Origin of the sequence: Streptomyces sp. NBC_01317 (assembly GCF_035961655.1) — a bacterium.
Classification (GTDB): Bacteria; Actinomycetota; Actinomycetes; order Streptomycetales; family Streptomycetaceae; genus Streptomyces.
The window spans coordinates 7,233,561-7,251,992 of record NZ_CP108393.1; the positions used below are offsets into that span (position 1 = coordinate 7,233,561).

Annotated in this window: 15 protein-coding genes; 7 read left to right on the forward strand and 8 right to left on the reverse strand. The window is 70.1% G+C overall.

Annotation, left to right across the window (positions count from 1 at the left end):
* Positions 1-90: 90 nt before the first annotated feature.
* Positions 91-174 carry a putative leader peptide gene (locus tag OG349_RS34915; RefSeq protein ID WP_343234701.1) on the reverse strand — a complete coding sequence of 28 codons (84 nt, stop codon included), beginning with the start codon at positions 172-174 and terminating at the stop codon, positions 91-93.
* 93 nt (positions 175-267) lie between these two features.
* Between OG349_RS34915 and OG349_RS31515 the strand changes: the two genes are divergently transcribed.
* The gene (locus tag OG349_RS31515; protein WP_327237811.1) at positions 268-690 is read left to right on the forward strand and encodes a YjbQ family protein; all 423 of its coding nucleotides are present in this window, start codon (positions 268-270) and stop codon (positions 688-690) included.
* Between the two features lie 206 nt (positions 691-896).
* On the opposite strand, the gene OG349_RS31520 is transcribed toward OG349_RS31515, so the two are convergent.
* Positions 897-1,514, reverse strand: a complete 618-nt coding sequence (locus OG349_RS31520) for a hypothetical protein (RefSeq protein ID WP_327237812.1) — start codon at positions 1,512-1,514, stop codon at positions 897-899.
* A 147-nt stretch (positions 1,515-1,661) separates the two neighbouring features.
* Between OG349_RS31520 and OG349_RS31525 the strand changes: the two genes are divergently transcribed.
* The 6 genes from OG349_RS31525 to OG349_RS31550 all read left to right on the forward strand — a co-directional run bounded on the left by OG349_RS31525 (position 1,662) and on the right by OG349_RS31550 (position 10,480).
* Positions 1,662-2,681 (forward strand): LacI family DNA-binding transcriptional regulator, encoded by a 1,020-nt coding sequence (locus OG349_RS31525; protein WP_327237813.1) that lies wholly within the window; start codon positions 1,662-1,664, stop codon positions 2,679-2,681.
* 119 nt (positions 2,682-2,800) lie between these two features.
* The gene (locus OG349_RS31530) at positions 2,801-4,159 is read left to right on the forward strand and encodes an ABC transporter substrate-binding protein (RefSeq protein WP_327237814.1); all 1,359 of its coding nucleotides are present in this window, start codon (positions 2,801-2,803) and stop codon (positions 4,157-4,159) included.
* 1 nt (position 4,160) lies between these two features.
* Positions 4,161-5,105 carry a carbohydrate ABC transporter permease gene (locus tag OG349_RS31535; RefSeq protein ID WP_327237815.1) on the forward strand — a complete coding sequence of 315 codons (945 nt, stop codon included), beginning with the start codon at positions 4,161-4,163 and terminating at the stop codon, positions 5,103-5,105.
* Between the two features lie 11 nt (positions 5,106-5,116).
* Positions 5,117-6,001 (forward strand): carbohydrate ABC transporter permease, encoded by an 885-nt coding sequence (locus tag OG349_RS31540; protein WP_327237816.1) that lies wholly within the window; start codon positions 5,117-5,119, stop codon positions 5,999-6,001.
* A 227-nt stretch (positions 6,002-6,228) separates the two neighbouring features.
* The gene (locus OG349_RS31545) at positions 6,229-8,730 is read left to right on the forward strand and encodes a carbohydrate-binding protein (protein WP_327237817.1); all 2,502 of its coding nucleotides are present in this window, start codon (positions 6,229-6,231) and stop codon (positions 8,728-8,730) included.
* A gap of 136 nt (positions 8,731-8,866) precedes the next feature.
* Positions 8,867-10,480, forward strand: a complete 1,614-nt coding sequence (locus OG349_RS31550) for a glycoside hydrolase family 13 protein (protein WP_327237818.1) — start codon at positions 8,867-8,869, stop codon at positions 10,478-10,480.
* Between the two features lie 96 nt (positions 10,481-10,576).
* Here OG349_RS31550 and OG349_RS31555 read toward each other — a convergent pair whose 3' ends face one another.
* From OG349_RS31555 to OG349_RS31580, 6 genes are all read right to left on the reverse strand, one after another.
* Complete coding sequence (locus OG349_RS31555) at positions 10,577-10,723, reverse strand: hypothetical protein (RefSeq protein WP_327237819.1); 147 nt, start codon at positions 10,721-10,723, stop codon at positions 10,577-10,579.
* 434 nt (positions 10,724-11,157) lie between these two features.
* Complete coding sequence (locus OG349_RS31560) at positions 11,158-11,601, reverse strand: SRPBCC family protein (RefSeq protein ID WP_327237820.1); 444 nt, start codon at positions 11,599-11,601, stop codon at positions 11,158-11,160.
* A 198-nt stretch (positions 11,602-11,799) separates the two neighbouring features.
* Positions 11,800-11,955 (reverse strand): hypothetical protein, encoded by a 156-nt coding sequence (locus OG349_RS31565; RefSeq protein ID WP_327237821.1) that lies wholly within the window; start codon positions 11,953-11,955, stop codon positions 11,800-11,802.
* Between the two features lie 757 nt (positions 11,956-12,712).
* Positions 12,713-13,933 carry a metallophosphoesterase gene (locus OG349_RS31570; RefSeq protein ID WP_327237822.1) on the reverse strand — a complete coding sequence of 407 codons (1,221 nt, stop codon included), beginning with the start codon at positions 13,931-13,933 and terminating at the stop codon, positions 12,713-12,715.
* 15 nt (positions 13,934-13,948) lie between these two features.
* The gene (locus tag OG349_RS31575) at positions 13,949-14,236 is read right to left on the reverse strand and encodes an STAS domain-containing protein (protein WP_161307310.1); all 288 of its coding nucleotides are present in this window, start codon (positions 14,234-14,236) and stop codon (positions 13,949-13,951) included.
* Positions 14,236-18,351 carry a SpoIIE family protein phosphatase gene (locus tag OG349_RS31580; protein WP_327238800.1) on the reverse strand — a complete coding sequence of 1,372 codons (4,116 nt, stop codon included), beginning with the start codon at positions 18,349-18,351 and terminating at the stop codon, positions 14,236-14,238. The genes OG349_RS31575 and OG349_RS31580 overlap by 1 nt, the downstream gene beginning before the upstream one ends.
* Between the last annotated feature and the right edge of the window lie 81 nt (positions 18,352-18,432).

The following is an 18,432-nucleotide window of genomic DNA, read 5'->3' on the forward strand; positions in this document are numbered from 1 at the left end:
GACGACGCACGACGACGTCGTACGGTCAGCGGGACCGCGGGCGGAACGGAACGCGCCGCTGAGCGTCAGCGGCGATACGGAAGAAGAAGGTCAGCAGCCGCGACAACACGCGGCGGAGGCCACCCGCAGCAGGTCGATGTGACCGCGCGTGGTGAGCAGAGCTGAACGCAACATGGCGCAGAACGTAGCGAGCGTCTCCGGACGCGGTCAATGGTGTCTCGGCACGCGGACGCGTGATCCCAGGGTGCGAGCGGGCAGGATGGACCCATGCCAGACGCCTTCACCACCAGGATCCTGAACATCGGCACCGGCCCGGAGGAGACCGTGTCCGACCTGACGGCCGCCTGCGAACGGTTCCTCCACGACACCGCCGCCGGCCGCGACGGCCTCCTCAACATCTTCGTCCCGCACGCCACGGCGGGCGTGGCGATCATCGAAACGGGGGCCGGCAGCGACGACGACCTGCTGGCGGCCCTGCGCACGCTCCTCCCGGCGGACAACCGCTGGCAACACCGCCACGGCACCCCGGGCCACGGCAGGGACCACGTACTCCCGGCCCTGGTCCCCCCGCACGCCACCCTCCCGGTGATCGCCGGCCGGCTGGAACTGGGCACCTGGCAGGCGGTCTGCCTGGTGGACACGAACAGGGACAACCCGGACCGCCAGGTCCGCCTGAGCTTCCTGGGCTGAGAGGCCCGGAACGCGTCACGTCCAGCGGTGAAGCAGCCCGGCTCAACCGTGCGGGAGAGCTGGCTCCTGCTGACCACCTGGCGGTCATGTATGGAAAGCCGTCGCGTGGGCGTTGAGTCCTCGGCGCCAGGAGCCGACGACCCGCCCGGGCCAAGCGGCTGGGGGGCCGGTCAAGGCTCCGCCGTCCTCCGCGGAGCTGAGGGCGGTCAGACAGCGGCGAAGAGCATCCTGTCGCGGGGGTAGCCCTCGGCGTCGTCGACCGTACGGCTGCCGAGGTAGGGCTCGGCGAGGTCGGGTTGGTGGGCTGCGAGCAGGGCTCGGCCGGTCCGGCGTCCCACGGCCGAGGAGCCGAGCCGCAGGGTCCGCCGGGGTCCTTCACTGTCGCGGGCGGAGGCCAGGTGGGTACGGGTCTGGCCGTCAGCGCGATGCACCGCTTCGGTGTCGTCCAATTGGTGCACATCGTCGACAACCAGCCGTACCCGCTCGTCCAGCGGAGCCAGGTCGTTCAGCAGGCGCTCCACCAGGGCCCACCCGTCCAAGTCCGGGGCCGCCGACACCGCCTGCACCAGCTCCGAGCCCGGCCCCGTCCTCCGCGACGCGTCGACGACCGACAGCCGGAAGCCCTGCCCATCCCGCTCCTCACCCGCGACCGCCGACCACGCCACTCGCCCGGCCGGGGCGGCCTGCTCACTCCACGACCGCGGCAGCACACTCTTGCCGCTACCGGACGGCGCGGACACCACGGTGACTTGAGCCGGACCCCGCAGCCGGTCGAACGGCTCCCGGCGGACCACCAGCCGGCCGACAGGGGGGTACGACGGCATCCTCGGTGCTGCTCCGGGGTGACCGCCTGGCGGCGGCCTCGCGGTGGAGATCGTCGAGTGCGGAGAGACGCCTCCGGTCCGCCTTGCGATTGCGGAATCCTTGCATTTTTCTGATCATTTCTTGCGCTCTCGATGTACGGTTCGCGTATGAAGAAAAAGCTGAGCGATGTCGCGGAGTTCGCAGGTGTCAGCGAGGGGACGGTCCGTAGGGCGCTGAACGGCAATCCGGCGGTGGCCCCCGCGACACGGGAGCGGGTGCTGAGGGCTCTGGACGTGATGGGTCTGCCGCGGCCCGCCACGGCCGAGGTCGAGCGGAGCCCGCTGGTGGGCGTGGTGGTGCCGGATCTGCGAAATCCGGTCTTCCCCGCCTTCGCGGAGGCGATCGCCGGCCGCCTCAACAAGCGGGGGCTCATTCCCGTGCTGTGCACTCGCACATCGGATGGGGTTTCCGAGGCGAACTACATCAAGATGCTGCTGAAACAGAACATCGGCGGAATCGTCTTCATCGGGTCCAGCTACGCCGACGCCGGACCGGAGCAGGGCAGGGCGCTGAAGGATCGCAAGGTGCCGATGGTGCTGGTGAACCCCGCCGACGAGAACGAGGGATCGGTACGGATCAGTGCGGATGACGCGGATGCCGTCATCCAGTCCCTCACCCATCTGACCTGGGTGGGGCATCAGCGCGTGGGGCTGCTGATCGGCCCGGCGGGGCACGTGCCGTCCGCCCGCAAGCTCGCGGCCTTCGCGGCCTTCTGGAAAGCCCGCGAGGTCCCCTCGCAGGACTGGATGCCGCTGGTCGGGCACGCTCTGTTCTCACTGGAAGGGGGCGCCGCGGCCGCGGTGAGGCTCGTACGGGACGGGGCGACCGCGATTGTTTGCGGAAGTGACGAACTGGCGCTGGGGGCGATTCGTGGAGTTCGCCGCCTGGGCCTGGACGTGCCCCGTGATGTCTCGGTGACGGGGTTCGACGACTCGGTGTTCATGGTGGCCGTCGACCCGCCGCTGACCACGTGCCAGCAGCCCGTGGCGCGGATGGCGGACGCGGCCGTGGAGGCGCTCGCGCAACAGATGCAAGGACAGCAGATCGCTCCGGGCGTGACCCTTTTCCAGACCCAGCTGCTCCTTCGCGGCTCCACGGGCAGGCCGCCCGCCGGAGCGATCCAGTAGAAGTTTTGCGCACAGTCATTGACTTCTTACATGACAGGCTTCTACGTTCTGCGTGTCCGCTGGAGCTGTGGGCGACGGGGCCCACGGACGCGGGTGTATCGCAGGAAGGCTGACCTCTCATGGCTGGAATCCAGAGCCGCCGCCGGCTCATCGCCGCAGGCATCGCCTGTGCCCTCTCCGCGGGTCTCGTCGCATGCAGTAGCGAGACCACGGGAGTCGGCAAGGACGGCGTCGTCACCATCACGGTGAACGGCATGCCGCCCAAGACGCAGCCTGTGGACCACAAGTACTTCGTGGAGGACATCAAGGCTTTCGAGAAGGCGCACCCCAAGATCAGGATCGACGCCCGCGAGGGCCAGATGGACCCCAAGACCTTCTCCGCGAAACTGGCCGGTGGCCAGCTGGAGGACGTCTACTACGTGTACTTCACCGACCCCTCGGGGCTGATACAGCGCGGCCAGGGCGCCGACATCAGCAAGTACGTGAAGGACATGCCGTACTACGACCAGATCAAGAAGGACTACCTGAAGGTGTTCACCGGCCCCGACGGCGGCCTGTACGGGCTGCCGAACGGCCAGTACTCCCTCGGCCTGGTGTACAACCGCGCCCTGTTCAAGAAGGCCGGCCTCGACCCGGACAAGCCGCCGACCACGTGGGACGAGGTCCGGGCGGCCGCGAAGAAGATCTCGGCGCTGGGTGACGGGACCGTCGGCTACGCCGACTACAGCAAGAACAACCAGGGCGGCTGGCACTACACCGCCTGGGTCTACTCCATGGGCGGCGACATCGCCGTCAAGGAGCAGGGCCGTTGGAAGGCCGCGTTCAACAGCGACGCCGGCCGCAAGGCGCTCCAGATGCTGCACGACATGCGCTGGACCGACAACACCATGGGCACCCGTCAGCTCCTGCAGATCGAGGACGTGCAGAAGATGATGGGCGCCGGCAAGCTCGGTATGTACATGGCCGGGCCGGACAACATCCCCACCATCGTCAAGCAGTTCGAGCGCGAGTACGAGGACTACGGCGTCGCCGGCATGCCGAACGACAACGCCACCCTGGGCGGCGGCAGCGGCTTCATGTTCAATCCGAAGGCGTCGCCGGAGAAGATCAAGGCCGGCATCGAGTGGCTCCAGTGGAAGTACCTCAACCCCGACCGCACCGAGTTCGAGGACAAGCGCGCCTCCAGCAACGACGTCCCGATCGGCCTCCCGCTGGACAGGCTCCTCACCGGTGGCGCCGCGGCCAAGCAGGACGCCGCGCACCGCACGTACGCCAACGTCCCGCAGGGCAACTACAAGCCCTTCATCGAGCGCAACGCCCAGCTGGAGCAGAAGGTCGAGCCGCCGAACGCCCAGCAGATCTACACCGTCCTGGACGGGCTGATGCAGGCGGTGCTGACCAAGAAGGACGCGAACATCGACCAGCTGCTCGCGGATGCCGCCAAGAAGGTCGACGGCATCCTCGCGACGGTCAAGTGACATGGCGGCTCCGACCCTGGCCAGGGCACCCCAGCGCACAGCCAAGCCGCAGAAGCACTCGGTGGACCACCCCAGCAGGCTCCGGCGCCGCATCCGCGAGAACCTCACCGCCTACGCGTTCCTCGGCGCGGGGCTGATCTGCTTCGCCCTGTTCTCCTGGTACCCGATCGTGCGGGGCATCCTGCTGGGATTCCAGCAGGTCACCTTCGCCCGGCCGTCGACCTGGGTGGGCTGGGAGAACTACCAGCGCCTCTTCGACGACCCGCTGTTCGCCACCGCGTGGAAGAACACCGGCTACTTCACGCTCCTCGCCCTCGTCTTCGGCTTCGTCGCCCCGTTCGCCACCGCGGTCGTCCTCAACGAGTTCCGGCACGCCCGGTCCTACCTGCGGATGACCGTCTACCTCCCGGTGATGCTGCCACCGATCGTGACCATGCTGCTGTGGCGCTGGTTCTACGACCCGGGCCCTGGCCTGTTCAACAACGTCCTGGAGATGTTCCACCTGCCGGCCCAGCAGTGGCTGGAGTCGGAGAACCTCGCCATGGTCTCCCTGGTCCTGGTCTCCACCTGGGCGAACATGGGCACCACCACCCTGATCTACCTCGCCGCCCTCGGCTCCATCCCGGGCGAACTGTACGAGGCGGCCGAACTGGACGGCGCCTCCATCCGGCAGCGGCTGTGGCACGTGACCATCCCGCAGACGCGGTTCATCCTCATGATCACCCTGCTGTTGCAGATCATCGGCACCATGCAGGTGTTCGTCGAGCCCTACGTGCTCACCGGCGGCGGCCCCAACGACGCCACCGTCACCGTCCTGCTGCTGCTGTACCGGTACGCGTTCGTCTACAACGACTTCGGCATGGCCAGCGCGATGAGCACCGTGCTCTTCATCGTCCTGGGCCTGTTCGCCGCCGTCTACCTGCGGCTGACCCGCAGCAAGGGCTGAAAGGAACCACCATGTCCGCCCCTGCGGAACGCACCCTCATCGCCCCCACTGAGATGAACCGCCGTGCGGGCCGGCTCCTCTACCGGTTCGTCCTCGTCCTGACTGTCGTCGGCTTCACCCTCGCGTTCGTCTTCCCGCTGTACTGGATGGCCAGCGGGGCCCTCAAGTCCTCCGCGGAACTCGCCGATCCGAACCCGACGCTGCTGCCGCAGAGCTGGCACCCGGAGTCCTACAGCGAGGCGTGGACCAACGTCGGCCTGGGCCAGTACTTCCTCAACACCCTGCTCCTCGCTGTCGGCGCCTGGCTCACGCAGGTCATCGTCGACGTCGCCGCCACCTACGCCCTGTCCCGGCTGCGGCCGGTACTGGGCAACGTCGTCCTGGGCATGATGCTGGCCACGCTCATGCTGCCGGTCTCGGCGCTCCTGGTCCCGACCTACCTCACGGTCACGGACGTTCCCCTCATCCACGCCAACCTGATCAACACCCCCTGGGCGATCTGGCTGCCGGCCTGCGCCAACGCCTTCAACATCTTCATCCTGAAGAGGTTCTTCGACCAGATCCCGGGCGAGCTGTTGGAATCCGCCCGCCTGGACGGCGCCGGCCCCGTGCGGATCCTGTGGTCGCTCGTCCTGCCGCTGTCCCGGCCGGTCCTGGCCGTCGTGTCGATCTTCGCGGTCGTCGGGGTCTGGAAGGACTTCCTGTGGCCCCTGCTGGTCCTGCCCGACCCTGCACGCCAGCCCATCACCGTGGCCCTCAACCGTCTCGCCGAGTTCATGCCCGCCAACCAGCTCCTCGCCGGCATGGTCATGGCCTCCGTCCCGCTGCTGGTCATCTTCCTGATCTTCCAGCGGCACATCATCGCCGGTCTGACCGCGGGCAGCCTGAAGGGCTGAACCAGCCCGCCCGGCCCGGCGAGAAGCACATCCCCTCCGACCGACCGGCGCCTCCCCGCACGAATCCCGCGCACCGGTCGCCCGACCGCCGACTGGCCTCCGCCTGCCCGACGGCGCCTACCGCCGGCCCCCGCCGGTACACCCCCAAGGGCTGAGCCGCCCCTGCCCCGAAAGGACACAACGCTGTGTCGATCCACCACACCAACCCGCGCCCCAGAAACTCGGCCGTGACAGCGGCCCTCCTCCTCGCGCTCACCGGCGCCGCCTCCTACGGCGTCGCAGCCCCCCTCCCGGCGCACGCCGCCACCGCCCTCCTTCAGGCCGAGACCGCGACGCTCACGGGCGGTGCCCGGGTCGAGACGGAGCACTCGGGATACACCGGCACCGGTTACGTCGGCGGCTACACCGACGCCAACCGGGGCGCCACCGCGGCCTACACCGTGCAGTCCACGCATACGGGCAACGGGTCGGTGAAGATCCGCTACGCCAACGGCAACGGCGCGGCCAAGACGCTGACCCTGGTCCGCGGCACCGCCTCCCAGCAGGTCACCCTGCCCGCGACGAGCGGCTGGACGACCTGGGCGACCATCGACGTGCCGGTCGCCTTCACCCAGGGCGCCAACCCCCTCGCCCTGAAGTTCGGCGCCGCCGACAGCGGCAACGTCAACGTCGACAGCCTCACGGCCGTCACGCCCGACACCACGACGCAGCCGGGCTCCTCCGAGGCCGAGGGCGCCGTCCTCGCGGGCGGCGCCATCGTCGAGAACGAGCACGCCGGCTACACCGGCACCGGCTACGTCGGCGGACTGACCGACGCCAACAGGGGCCGCGCGTCCCTCACCACCACCGTGCAGTCGGCCTACGCCGGTGCCGGAACCGTCACCGTCCGCTATGCCAACGGCAACGGCTCGGCCAAGACGCTGACCCTCACGGCGGGCGGAACCGCCTCGGGGGTCAATCTCCCCGCCACGAGCGGCTGGACGAGCTGGGCGACCATCGACGTGCCCGTCACCTTCACCCAGGGCGCCAACACCCTCACGCTGGCCTTCACCAACAACGACAGCGGCAACGTCAACATCGACAGCGTCAAGGCGAACACCCCCACCACGCCCACCGACCCCGGCCCCCCGGCCCCCAGCGGCGTGGGCGCCACCCTGCCCTTCACCACCTACGAGGCCGAGTCCGGCACCTTCAAGGGCTCGTCCATCGGCCCCGACCGCACCTACCTCACCGTCGCCTCGGAAGCCTCCGGCCGCAAGGCCGTCAAGCTGACCCAGGCCGGCGACTACGTCGAGGTCAAGCTCACCAAGCCCGCCAACGCCGTCAACCTGCGCTACTCCCTGCCCGACAGCGGCGACGGCAGGGGCATCGACGCCACGCTGAGCGCCTACGCGGACGGCACAGCCCTGCCCGACCTCCAGCTGACCTCCCGATACGCCTGGGTCTACGGCGCGTACCCGTACACGAACAACCCGGGCGAGGGCCAGGCCCACCGCTTCTTCGACGAGAGCCGCGCCTCCTTCGGCCGCACCCTGCCGGCGGGCACGGTCCTGCGGCTGCAGAAGGACACCGGAGACACCGCCGCCTCCTACACGATCGACCTGATCGAGGCGGAGGAGACCGGCGCGGCCGGCACACTGCCCAGCGGTTACGTCTCCGCCGGCACCCTGGGTGTCACGCCCGACGACAACCAGGACGACACCGCCGCCCTGAACACCGCCCTGAACACGGCCAAGAGCCAGGGCCGGGGCCTGTTCCTCCCCGCCGGCACCTACAACATCTCCGACCACGTCAACCTCAGCGGCGTGAAGCTGCGCGGCGCGGGTGTCTGGTACACCGTCCTGCGCGGCACCGGCCTCAAGGGCGGACTGTTCGGCCGAGGCGGCACCAGCACCGTCGAGAACCTGATGATCGACGGGCAGAACAACGTCCGTGACGACGCGGCCGGCCAGGCCGCCGTCGAGGGCGACTTCGGCACCGGATCGGTGATCAAGAACGTCTGGATCCAGCACACCAAGGTCGGCCTGTGGATCTCCGCGCCGACCGACGGCCTGAAGGCCAGCGATCTGCGCATCCGCAACACCTTCGCCGACGGGGTCAACCTGCACGGCGCGGTGAGGAACACCGTCATCTCCAACAGCAGCCTCCGCGGTACCGGAGACGACGCCCTGGCCATGTGGTCGGACGGAGCGGCTGTCACCAACAGCGCCTTCCGCAACAACACCGTCCAGCTCCCCACCCTGGCCAACGGCGCCGCCGTCTACGGCGGCAGCGGCAACAGCGTCGAGAACAACCTCATCTCCGACACCGTCGTGGCCGCCGCGGGCATCACCGTCTCCACACGCTTCGGCGACCCCTTCAGCGGCACCACCACCGTCTCCGGCAACCTCCTGCGCCGCACCGGCAGCATGGAGGTCAACTGGAACAGCAAGCTCGGCGCCCTGTGGGTCTACGCCGACCGCTACGACATCACCCAGCCCGTCGTCCTGACGAACAACACGGTCGAGGACTCCACCTACAGCGGCCTCCTCATCAGCTGGCAGCGGGTGGTCTCCGACCTGCGCGTGAACGGCCTGACCATCAACCAGACCGGTCTCCACGGCATCGAGGGCAACGCCGCGGGCAGCGGAAGCTTCTCCAACACCAAGGTCACCTCCACCGCCGGCGCGCCCCTGAACATGACCGGCGGATTCGCCATCCAGCGCGGAACCGGCAACTCCGGCTGGTAGCCACGGCCGACCGCGGGCCCGGTTGCCCCCTGACCGCCGGGCCCGCGGTCGACCGGACACGCAGACCCGCGGGCCCGGCCCAACCCCGCTGCCGGGCCCGCGCGCCCGTTCCACCACACTCACGAAGGCAGGTCCCATGACCCCGCGCACCACCGACTGGTGGCGTCACGCAGCCATTTACCAGGTCTACCCGCGCAGCTTCGCGGACGGCAACGGCGACGGTATCGGCGACCTGACCGGCGTCCGGAACCGCCTGGACTACCTCAAAGGGCTCGGCATCGAAGCCATCTGGTTCTCGCCCTGGTACCTGACCCCCATGGCCGACGCCGGCTACGACGTCACCGACTTCCGGCAGATCGACCCCCGCTTCGGCACCCTCGCCGACGCCGACGCCCTCATCGGCGAGGCACACGAGCGCGGCATCCGCATCATCGTCGACGTCATCCCCAACCACGTCTCCAACGAGCACGAGTGGTTCCTCAAGGCCCTCGCCGCCACCCCCGGCTCACCCGAGCGCGACCTCTTCTGGTTCCGCGACGGCCGCGGCGAGAACGGCGAGCTGCCCCCCAACGAGTGGCAGTCCATCTTCGGCGGCCCCGCCTGGACCCGGTTGCCCGACGGCCAGTGGTACCTCCACCTCTTCGCTCCCGAGCAGCCCGACCTCAACTGGCGCAACCCTCTCGTCCACAGCGAGTACGAGGACATCCTGCGCTTCTGGTTCGACCGCGGTGTCGACGGCATCCGCGTCGACTCCGCCGCCATGTGCGGCAAGGACCCCGAGCTGCCCGACTTCGACCACTCCGGCCTGCCCGACCCCCACCCTTACGTCGACCTCGACATCAACCACGACATCTACCGGGGCTGGCGGGCCGTCGCCGACTCCTACCCCGACTCCCGGGCCCTGATCGGCGAGGTCTGGCTGGCCGACTCCGCACGCTTCGCGCGCTACCTCCGCGCCGACGAGCTGCACGCCGCCTTCAACTTCGACTTCCTCGGCTGCGCTTGGGACGCCTCCGCCCTGCGCACCGTCATCGACCGGACACTCAGCATCCACGCGACGGTCGGGGCCCCCAGTACCTGGGTACTGTCCAACCACGACGTCACCCGCCACGTCACGCGCTACGGCCGCCCCGACACCAGCACCGCCGCCGGCATCCGCCAGTACAACCCGATCGTCGACGAGGATCTCGGCCGGCGCCGTGCCCGCGCCGCAGCCCTGCTCACGCTCTCCCTGCCCGGCGCGGTCTACATCTACCAGGGCGAGGAACTCGGACTCCCCGAGGTCGAGGACATTCCCGCCGACCGCCGCGACGACCCCATCTACCACCGCACCGGTGGAAAGGACCCCGGCCGCGACGGCTGCCGCGTCCCCCTGCCCTGGTCCGGCACCGAAGCCCCCTACGGCTTCAGCCCCGACGCCGCCGCCCGCCCGTGGCTGCCCCAGCCCGCCGCCTGGGCCGGGCTCAGCGTCGCGGCACAGGAGCCCGACCCCGCCTCCATGCTCAACCTCTACCGCGCCGCGCTCGCCCTGCGAGCAGAGCGCCAAGACCTCGGCGACGGCCCCATCCAGTGGCTGCCCGCCCCCGAGGGCGTCCTCGCCTACCGCCGCGGCACGGACTTCACCTGCCTCGTCAACCTGTCCGGCACCCCGGTCGAGCTGCCCGGCAACCACGCCGTACTGCTGGCCTCCCACCCCCTGAACGGCAATCAGCTGCCCAACGACACCAGCGTCTGGCTCCGTACTGTCTGACACCCGGCCCGCGCGGAGACCACACCTCACCCGCGCGGGCACCCACAAAGGGTCCGGAGCAGTCCGCCGGTACCCCGGAGCAGGGAGTCCCGTCGTTCATGACGCCCTCGCCGCCGGGCGCGGGCCCGGCCGGGCGAGGAGGTGGGCGAACCGCTGCGACCACTGGGGGCTTTCGGTGATGCCGAGGGCCCCCTCCGCCAGGCGGCGGATCCGGATGTCGCCGGTCCCGGCAGGGGTGTCCATATACTGCGCGTCCCGCCGGGAGCGCTCGAAGGGCAGGACGCGGCAGAGCCCCGAGGCGCCGGCGAGCAGTATGGCGGTACGCGGATTCCCGGGCCGACACGGAACCCACGTGGTTCGCGTTGATCAGCTCGGGATCGCAGGGCAGACCGTGGTCCAGGAGGTCGGCGGCGTCGTGCGGATCGCCGACGTGGCTGTTGCCGACGAAGGTCTTCCGCCCCGTTGATGACGTGGTCGCGGTGGCTGCGCCTTCCGGTGGTCTCCATGCCCAGGACGTGGCTGCCGGAGGACCGTACCCTCGCGCGAACACCCCGCCGCCCGCAGGCCGGCGGTCGGCCTGCACGACCTCGATCCGCACGGCCTGCGGCTTCCCGCGGCAATCCGTCGGTGCTTGGGGAGGATGGTGAGTGAGGGCCCGCAGTCCGAGGGCGCGGCTCTCAGGCGGGTGTCACGCGCGCTTCGACCGCGGCCGGCAGGGAGTGAACGAGTTCGTCCCCCAGGCCTTCGAACACACGGCGCATGAAGGGGTCGGCGAGCTTGGCCAGACCGTTGAACGTAACGGTGGCCTCGTAGACCACGAGGGTTGCCGCGCCATGGTCCTTGAAGGTGAGGTCGTCGGTGGAGGTCGCTGTGTCGTTGCTGCCCACGAACGTCAGCCGGTCCGAGTCCATCCGGGTGAGCCGGTAGGTCAAGGAGGTGCGCCGGCCGCGTAGCTCGGAGACGTTGTGCCAGAGGGAGCCCACCTGCAGCGGACCGTGGTCCTGGCGCGTGCACTCACGCGTGCCCGGGTCCCATTCCAGGGCGTTGGAGAAGTCGGCGAGGTAGGCGACCACGGGGCCGAGCGGCCTGTTGACGGTCATCGAGCGGACAACGTGAACCATGGTGGGCACCTGTCTGTAGGGGGACCGGCTCTCGCGGCGGTCATCGCAAGTCAACGGATACCCGCTCAATGCCGCCCGCATCACCGGCAGGGCGCGCTTCCTCGTCCACCAGGTCGAAAGACACGAGGGACACCATCATGCGCTGGACCGGCCCCAAGGCTTAAGAGGGACCGGCCGGAGAACGACACTCCCTCAGGCTCAGGCGGTTACCGGACCGGGGCCGGGCGGCGGCTGCCCGGGTCCGAGCGGGGTGCCGGCGGCGACCAGGCCCGCCAGGTCCTCGCGGCGGCAGACCTCCGCCACCTGGCCGGAGTGGTGGTGCAGCGTTTCGTCCGGGTTCGCACTGTGGTCCAAAGCCGTAGGGGAGCGGGTGCCGCGCGCTGGTGCGGTCTCGTTGAGGACTTTTCCCCTTGATCTCCGCAGGTTTGGCGAGCGGAAGACCCTCGCGCCGGCCGGAAGGACCGCTCGGCCTGGGCGCGGTTCGAGGGCTCTCCGGAACACCCCCGCACCGGCGGGGAGGACCGCTACGGCACCACCCGAGGCATCGCCGTGCTCGGAACACCCCCGCGCTGGCGGGGAGGACTCTTCCTGACCTGCAGCTTAGTGGGCGCTTTGCAATCCCTTGACCTGCTGCTCCGGGTTGCTGGTCGTCATCTGCTGAGCTTAACGCCTCCGGTGGTGAGGGGAGGCAGGTGGCAACGTCGTTGCAGGTCAGGGTGATTGTCAGTGGGGGCTGTTTCGACGTTTTGGTCGGTGCCGTGTGAGGAGGGGGGCTGGGTGCCTGCGGCAACGTCCTCGGGCGCCGCGTGCAACGGCCCTGTCATCTGTGACTGGGGAGAAGCGGTCCATTACCCCCAACACGGGATGAGGATGGGGAAGACCGCGAACAAGATCGGCGAGGACGTGGAGATGCCGGGGGCTGGGCCGCCTGCGTCCATGGTGACATCTTTCCGGTGACGCGCCACGTCGAGTCGCGTAGCGGTGTCCTGGCGGTTGCCTTAGCGGAGTTTGGTGGACACGAACAGGGACAATCCGGACCGCCAGGTCCGCCTGAGCTTCCTCGGGCAGTGAGCCGGTCCGGTGGAGCGGGCGGGGCGCGCCGGCCTCCGGCTCAGGGCGCGGTGGGCCGTTGCGGGGAGCGGAGTACCAGCAGGGTGATCTCGCTGGGGGCGAAGACGCGGAAGGGCGGGCCCCAGAAGCCGGTGCCTCGGCTCGTGTACAGGAGCGTGCGCGGGCCGTGGTGGCTCAGGCCGGCCAGGGCCGGCTGGTCGAGACGTACCAAGTAGTGGAAGGGCCAGATCTGGCCGCCGTGGGTGTGGCCGGAGAGCTGGAGGTCGACGCCGTGGGCCGCGGCGCGGTCGACGAACGTGGGCTGGTGGGCGAGGAGGAGGACGGGGAGGTCGGGGTCGGCGTCCTGGAGGGCTCCGGCGAGGTGGGCGCGGTGGCCCGCCAGTCCGGAGGACTCGGCCGTGACGTCGTCGACGCCTGCGACCACGAGGGTGTCACCGCCGCGTTCGAGCAGCACATGGCGGTTGCGCAGCGGCTCCCAGCCCAGTTCGTCCATCAGGTCGACCCAGCCCTGGGCCTCGCTGTAGTACTCGTGGTTGCCGGTGACGTAGACACGCGCCCGGGTCGCCCGCACGGTGCCCAGGGGGGCGGCCTGGGCACGACGCCGTTCGGCCGTTCCGTCCGCGATGTCGCCGGTGTGGCAGACCAGGTCGGCCTCCAGGGTGTTCACCGTCTCGCAGACCCGTGCCGACCAGCGGGCGCGGTCGAGCGGACCGTAGTGGGTGTCGGTGATCAGGACGACCCGCGTGCCGTCCAACCCGGCGCCCAGACGGGAGAGTTGCACGTCGAGCCGGCGCACGCGTGGCACGCGCCGGGCCTCGGCGTACCCCCAGGAGAGGAGCCCGGCGGTCACGCCGAGGACGGTCCAGGTGACGATACGCGCCCGGTCCTGTCCGTCACCGGCACCGGCCACGGTCAGGGCGGGCCGCAGGAGGACGCCGAGCAACACGGACCAGGTGAACAGGACCCAGACGGAGCCCAGCAGCGTGTCCCCGACGATCGCCGCCCGGTCCCGCTGACGCCGGCCGTGGCCGCGCGCCATGGCGAGCGGCATACCGATCAGGCCGACGGCGAACAGCACGGTGCCGATCAGGGTGACGGGGAACGGCCAGTGCTGACCGGTGTACAGGAGAACCCAGCACGGTACGGCCCAGAGCAGGACGGGGGCGATCAGGGGGAGGTAGCGCATCAGGAGCCGCAGCCGGCCCCGTGGCACCTCCCGCGCTTCACCGGTGGCGGATCGGGTGTCGCCGGTCTCGGTCACGCTTCCCCTTTCTGCTTACGCGTCGTGGATGGTGGTGACGTCGGCGAGACCCGAGATGGTCAGTACGGGTTTCAGGAGCGGGGTGGCGATGAGCTCGATCCGGTCGGCGTGGGGGAACAGCACGCTGAGGCCCGCGCTGTCGAGGTACTCGACGCCGGTCAGGTCGAGGACGAGGAGGCCGCTCGTACCGTCGAGGGCGGAGGCGAGGACCTCGGTGTTGCTCAGGTCGATCTCGCCGACCGCGGTCAACAGCGCGGTGCCGTCGGGCCGTCGGCCGGAGGTGAGGGTGAGCGGTGTGGTCATCAGGCGATCCTCGTGTGCATGTCGACGGTGGTGCCGGTCGGGCCGGAGGTGATGGTGACGTCGTGCATCAGGGCATGCATGAGGCCCATGCCTCGACCGCGGTGCGCGTTGAGCTCGGGCTGGGGGGTCTTCCAGCGGCCCGTGTCGGTGATGGTCAGGTGCAGGTTGTCGACAAAAGCCTCCGCACGGAAGTGCACGGGGGCACCAGGGGCGTCCCGATGGCCGTGTTCGATGGCGTTGGCGCACGCCTCGCCGGCCGCCACCAGGACGTTCTGCACGGTGTGGGGCGGAAGATCGCACTGGTCGAGCCAGCCGCGCAGGGTCTTGCGGACGGGGGCGAGCTGGGCGGATTCGGCGGGGAACGACATCTCCAGCGGCGCGGGGTGGCGGTACAGCAGCAGGGCGACGTCGTCGTCGTAGCCGTCGGCCGGGGCGAGCGTGGCCATCACGTCGGTGGCCAGGTCGTCGATGGCGGTGTTCCGGCCGTCCCTGAGGGCCTTCCCCGCCTGGTCGATGCCCGCGGTGAGCGGGCGGCGGCGGCGTTCGACGAGCCCGTCGGTGTACAGCAGGAGGGTCGAGCGGGCCCGGATGGTGCAACTGGCTTCGGGGCGGGGTGTGCCGGGGCGGACGGCGAGGGGCAGGGAACGGCCCTCCTCCAACAGGCGGGTGGTCCCGTCGGGTTGGACGAGGATGCCGGGCGGGTGTCCCGCGCTGGAATAGGTCAGCTGTCCGCTCTCGGGATGGAGGACCCCGCAGAAGACGGTGGTGCAGACCGCGCCCGGGACACCGGCGGCGAACCGGTCCAGGGCCATCAGCGCCTGGGCGGGCCGCGCGTCCTGCAACAGCAGGGCGCGACAGGCACTGCGCAACTGCCCCATGACGGTGGCGGCTTGCAGGCCGCGGCCGACGCAGTCGCCGACGACGATGCCGATACGGCCGTCGGGGAGGGGGACGGTGTCGTACCAGTCGCCCCCGACCTCCAGGGGCCGGGTGGCGGGCTCGTAGCGGACGGCGAAACCGTCGGGCAGGTGGGAGGGGCCCAGGATGGCGCGCTGGAGGGCGATGGCGGTCTCGCGCTGCTGGTCGATCTGGTGGGCCCGCGCCAGGCCCTGCGCGAGGTGACCGGCCAGCAGCGACAGCAGCAGCTGGTCCTCCCCGGTGAAGGGCCGCTGTTCTCCGAGGTCGATCCAGAGGACGAGCGGCCCGTCGGGATGCTCCAGCAGGACGCCGGCTCCCGACGGGTCGGTCACCGGGGCGAGCAGCGGGTGCCGGCGCAGCCCCGCGAGCGCCTGGCGCCTGCCCGGGGCCAGGTCCTCCCAGGTGAGGCCCTGGTCGGTGGCCGTCATGGTGGGTTCCTCGCCGTGGTCGAAGACCGCGGCCATGACCCCTTGGGCACGCCACCGCTTCTTCAGCTCGTCCAGCGCGCCGCCCAGCGCCTCGGACAGGCTGGTGGCCCGGGACAGGCAGGTTCCGAGGGCGGCCAGGGCGCTTTCCCGCTGGATGGCGTAGTGCTCGGCCGTGACGTCGCGGAAGGTGCCGACGATCACGGTGCGGCCGGTGTCGGGATCCTGGACCTGGTTGAAGGTGGCGCTGACCCAGATCCGGTGTCCCTCACGGTGGGTGAGGGGGACGGTGTAGCTGCCCTTCAGGTTGCCGACCAGCAGGTCGAAGGCGTTCCGTACTTTCTCGTGGGCCTCGGGATCGCTGTCGGCGTTCGGCCACCACGGCTGTACGGGTGCGTAGGGCAGCCCCTCGGGGCCGTAACCGAGGATGTTGGTGAAAGCCGCGTTGATCTCGATGACGGCGCCGTCCTCGTCGCAGACGAAGAAGGCCTCCTGGAGCGACTCGATCAGCGCGGTGCGCCAGCGGGCGTGGTGGCTGCGCAGGCGCGCCAGCCGGATGGCCGCCCGGGCCCGGGCGAGGAGTTCGGCGGCGGCGAACGGTTTGACCAGGTAGTCGTCGGCACCGGCCTGCAAGCCCTCGATGGACGCCTCCTGCCCGGCCCGGGCGGACAGCAGCAGTACTGGTACGGAGGCGGTACGCGAGTCGCCCCGCAGCGCCTCGACCAGGGCCAGGCCGTCCAGGCGGGGCATCATGACGTCGCTGACCACCAGGTCGGGAGTCTCGGCGCGGATGGCCTCCAGGGCCTGCCGGCCGTCGTACGCCGTGCTGACGGTGTAGCCGGCACCGCGCAGCAGGCGGGTGAGGTACTCGCGCATGTCCGCGTTGTCGTCGGCGACGAGTACCTTGGCCTGGCCCCCCGCGCCGGATCCGGGTCCGCTCACGGCCGCGGGGGCCGGCGGCGCCTGTTCGCCGGGAAGCCACCTCAGAGCCTCTTGTACGAAGGGGTCGGTGGCGACGGGGATCGTGTCCGTGCCGCTCTCCCGCAGGAGGGCGTCGGCGGGCAGATGCGCGGATCCGAACGGCAGCCGGATGGTGAAGCGGGTGCCCCGGCCCTCCGTGGACGCGGCGGTGATCGTACCGCCGTGCAGACCCACCAGCTCCTTGACCAGGGCCAGGCCGATACCGCTGCCCTCGTTCGAGCGGGAGCGGGCTTTCTCGATACGGTGGAAGCGCTCGAACAGCCGGGCCATCTCCCCGGCCGCGACACCGATCCCGGTGTCCACGACAACCACCTCCGCCGCGGTGTCCACGGCGCGCACGCTGACCCGGATCGAGCCGTCGAAGGTGAACTTCAGCGCGTTGCTGAGCAGGTTCAGGACCACCTTCTCCCACATGCTCCGGTCTATGTAGACCGGCTCCGGCAACGGCGCGCAGTCGACATGGAAGTCCAGGCCGGCCCTGTCGATGGCGGAACGGAAGACGCTGGTCAACTCGCCGGTGACGGCGGCCAGATCGACCGGCTCGTAGCTCGCCTGCATCCGTCCCGCCTCCAGGCGGGAGAAGTCGAGCAGCGTGTTGACCAGCTTGCTCAGGCGCAGCCCGTTGCGATGGATCAGCTCCAGTTCCTCACGCACCTCCGGGTCCGCGTCGGAGAGCCGGTTCCGCAGTTCCTGGACCGGGCCCGTGATCAGGGTGAGGGGAGTGCGGAACTCGTGGCTGATGTTGGAGAAGAACGTCGTCTTCGCCCGGTCCAGCTCCGCCAGTTCCTCCGCCCTGCGCTGCTGCGCCTGATAGCTGCGGGCGCTGGCCACACCGGCGGCGACATGGCCGGCGACCAGGTCCACGAAGCCGCGGTAGTCGTCGTCCCAGGCCCGGTAGCGGTTCAGGCCGGCCACCATGAACCCGTAGGGCGCGCCGCCCTGTTGCAGCAGCGGCACCACCACGGCCTGGACGGGCGGCTCCTGCCACGCCCCGGTCGGCAGGTCCGGGAACGCGTCGCTGTCGAGCGGCACCACCACGGACTGCCCGCCCGCGAGGGAACTCGCCGGCCAGACACCCTCGTCGGCGGGGAGGAGGAGTTCGGCGGCGGCGGGGTGGCCCGGCGCGATTCCGGTGGCCGCGGTCAGGCGGGCACCGCCGTCGTCGTCGAAGAGATAGGTCAGCGTGAAGGGCAGGTCGTGCCCGTTCCGCTCCAACTGCCGGCTGGTGAAGTCGAGCATCTCCTGCTCGGTGCGTACCACGCTCGGGTCGGAACCGAGATCGCGCAGCGTGCCCATGCGGCGCTCGCCGATGACCCGTTCGGTCTCCTCGATGACCACACACAGCATGCCGACGACACGTCCCGCGTCGTCGCGCAGCGGACTGTAGGAGAACGTGTGATAGCTCTCCTCCGTGTAGCCGGAGCGCTCCAGGAACAGCAGCAGCGCCTCGTCCCAGGTCGCCTTGCCGGTGTTCAGTACGGTGTGGATGCGGGGACCGATGTCGTCCCAGATCTCCTCCCACACCTCACTGGCCGGACGCCCCAGCGCCCAGGGGTACTTGCGGTCCAGGGTGTCACGGCGGTACGCGGCGTTGCAGAAGAACGTCAGATCCTCGCCCCACGCCATCCACATGGAAAAACGCGACGACAGCAGGATGCTCACCGCTGTCTGAAGGCTCTGCGGCCAGCCGGCCGGATCCCCGAGCGGTACGGCCGCCCAGTCCACGCGGGCCAGATCCCGGCCGATCTCCTCGTCGGCCGTGAACACGGCGGCGCCTTCCGCGGGAGGCATGTCGAGCTCCGCGTCCTCGGAACCTGTCACTGTTCCACCCTTCCGTTCACGTCAGTCCCCTCCGTGCCGGCCGCTTCCGGC

Excerpts from the sequence above, each read along its gene's own strand:
- OG349_RS34915 (WP_343234701.1), bottom strand. The coding sequence starts at position 174 with ATGTTGCGTTCAGCTCTGCTCACCACGCGCGGTCACATCGACCTGCTG.
- OG349_RS31515 (WP_327237811.1), top strand. The coding sequence starts at position 268 with ATGCCAGACGCCTTCACCACCAGGATCCTGAACATCGGCACCGGCCCG.
- OG349_RS31520 (WP_327237812.1), bottom strand. The coding sequence starts at position 1,514 with ATGCCGTCGTACCCCCCTGTCGGCCGGCTGGTGGTCCGCCGGGAGCCG.
- OG349_RS31525 (WP_327237813.1), top strand. The coding sequence starts at position 1,662 with ATGAAGAAAAAGCTGAGCGATGTCGCGGAGTTCGCAGGTGTCAGCGAG.
- OG349_RS31530 (WP_327237814.1), top strand. The coding sequence starts at position 2,801 with ATGGCTGGAATCCAGAGCCGCCGCCGGCTCATCGCCGCAGGCATCGCC.
- OG349_RS31535 (WP_327237815.1), top strand. The coding sequence starts at position 4,161 with ATGGCGGCTCCGACCCTGGCCAGGGCACCCCAGCGCACAGCCAAGCCG.
- OG349_RS31540 (WP_327237816.1), top strand. The coding sequence starts at position 5,117 with ATGTCCGCCCCTGCGGAACGCACCCTCATCGCCCCCACTGAGATGAAC.
- OG349_RS31550 (WP_327237818.1), top strand. The coding sequence starts at position 8,867 with ATGACCCCGCGCACCACCGACTGGTGGCGTCACGCAGCCATTTACCAG.
- OG349_RS31555 (WP_327237819.1), bottom strand. The coding sequence starts at position 10,723 with ATGGACACCCCTGCCGGGACCGGCGACATCCGGATCCGCCGCCTGGCG.
- OG349_RS31560 (WP_327237820.1), bottom strand. The coding sequence starts at position 11,601 with ATGGTTCACGTTGTCCGCTCGATGACCGTCAACAGGCCGCTCGGCCCC.
- OG349_RS31575 (WP_161307310.1), bottom strand. The coding sequence starts at position 14,236 with ATGACCACACCGCTCACCCTCACCTCCGGCCGACGGCCCGACGGCACC.
- OG349_RS31580 (WP_327238800.1), bottom strand. The coding sequence starts at position 18,351 with ATGCCTCCCGCGGAAGGCGCCGCCGTGTTCACGGCCGACGAGGAGATC.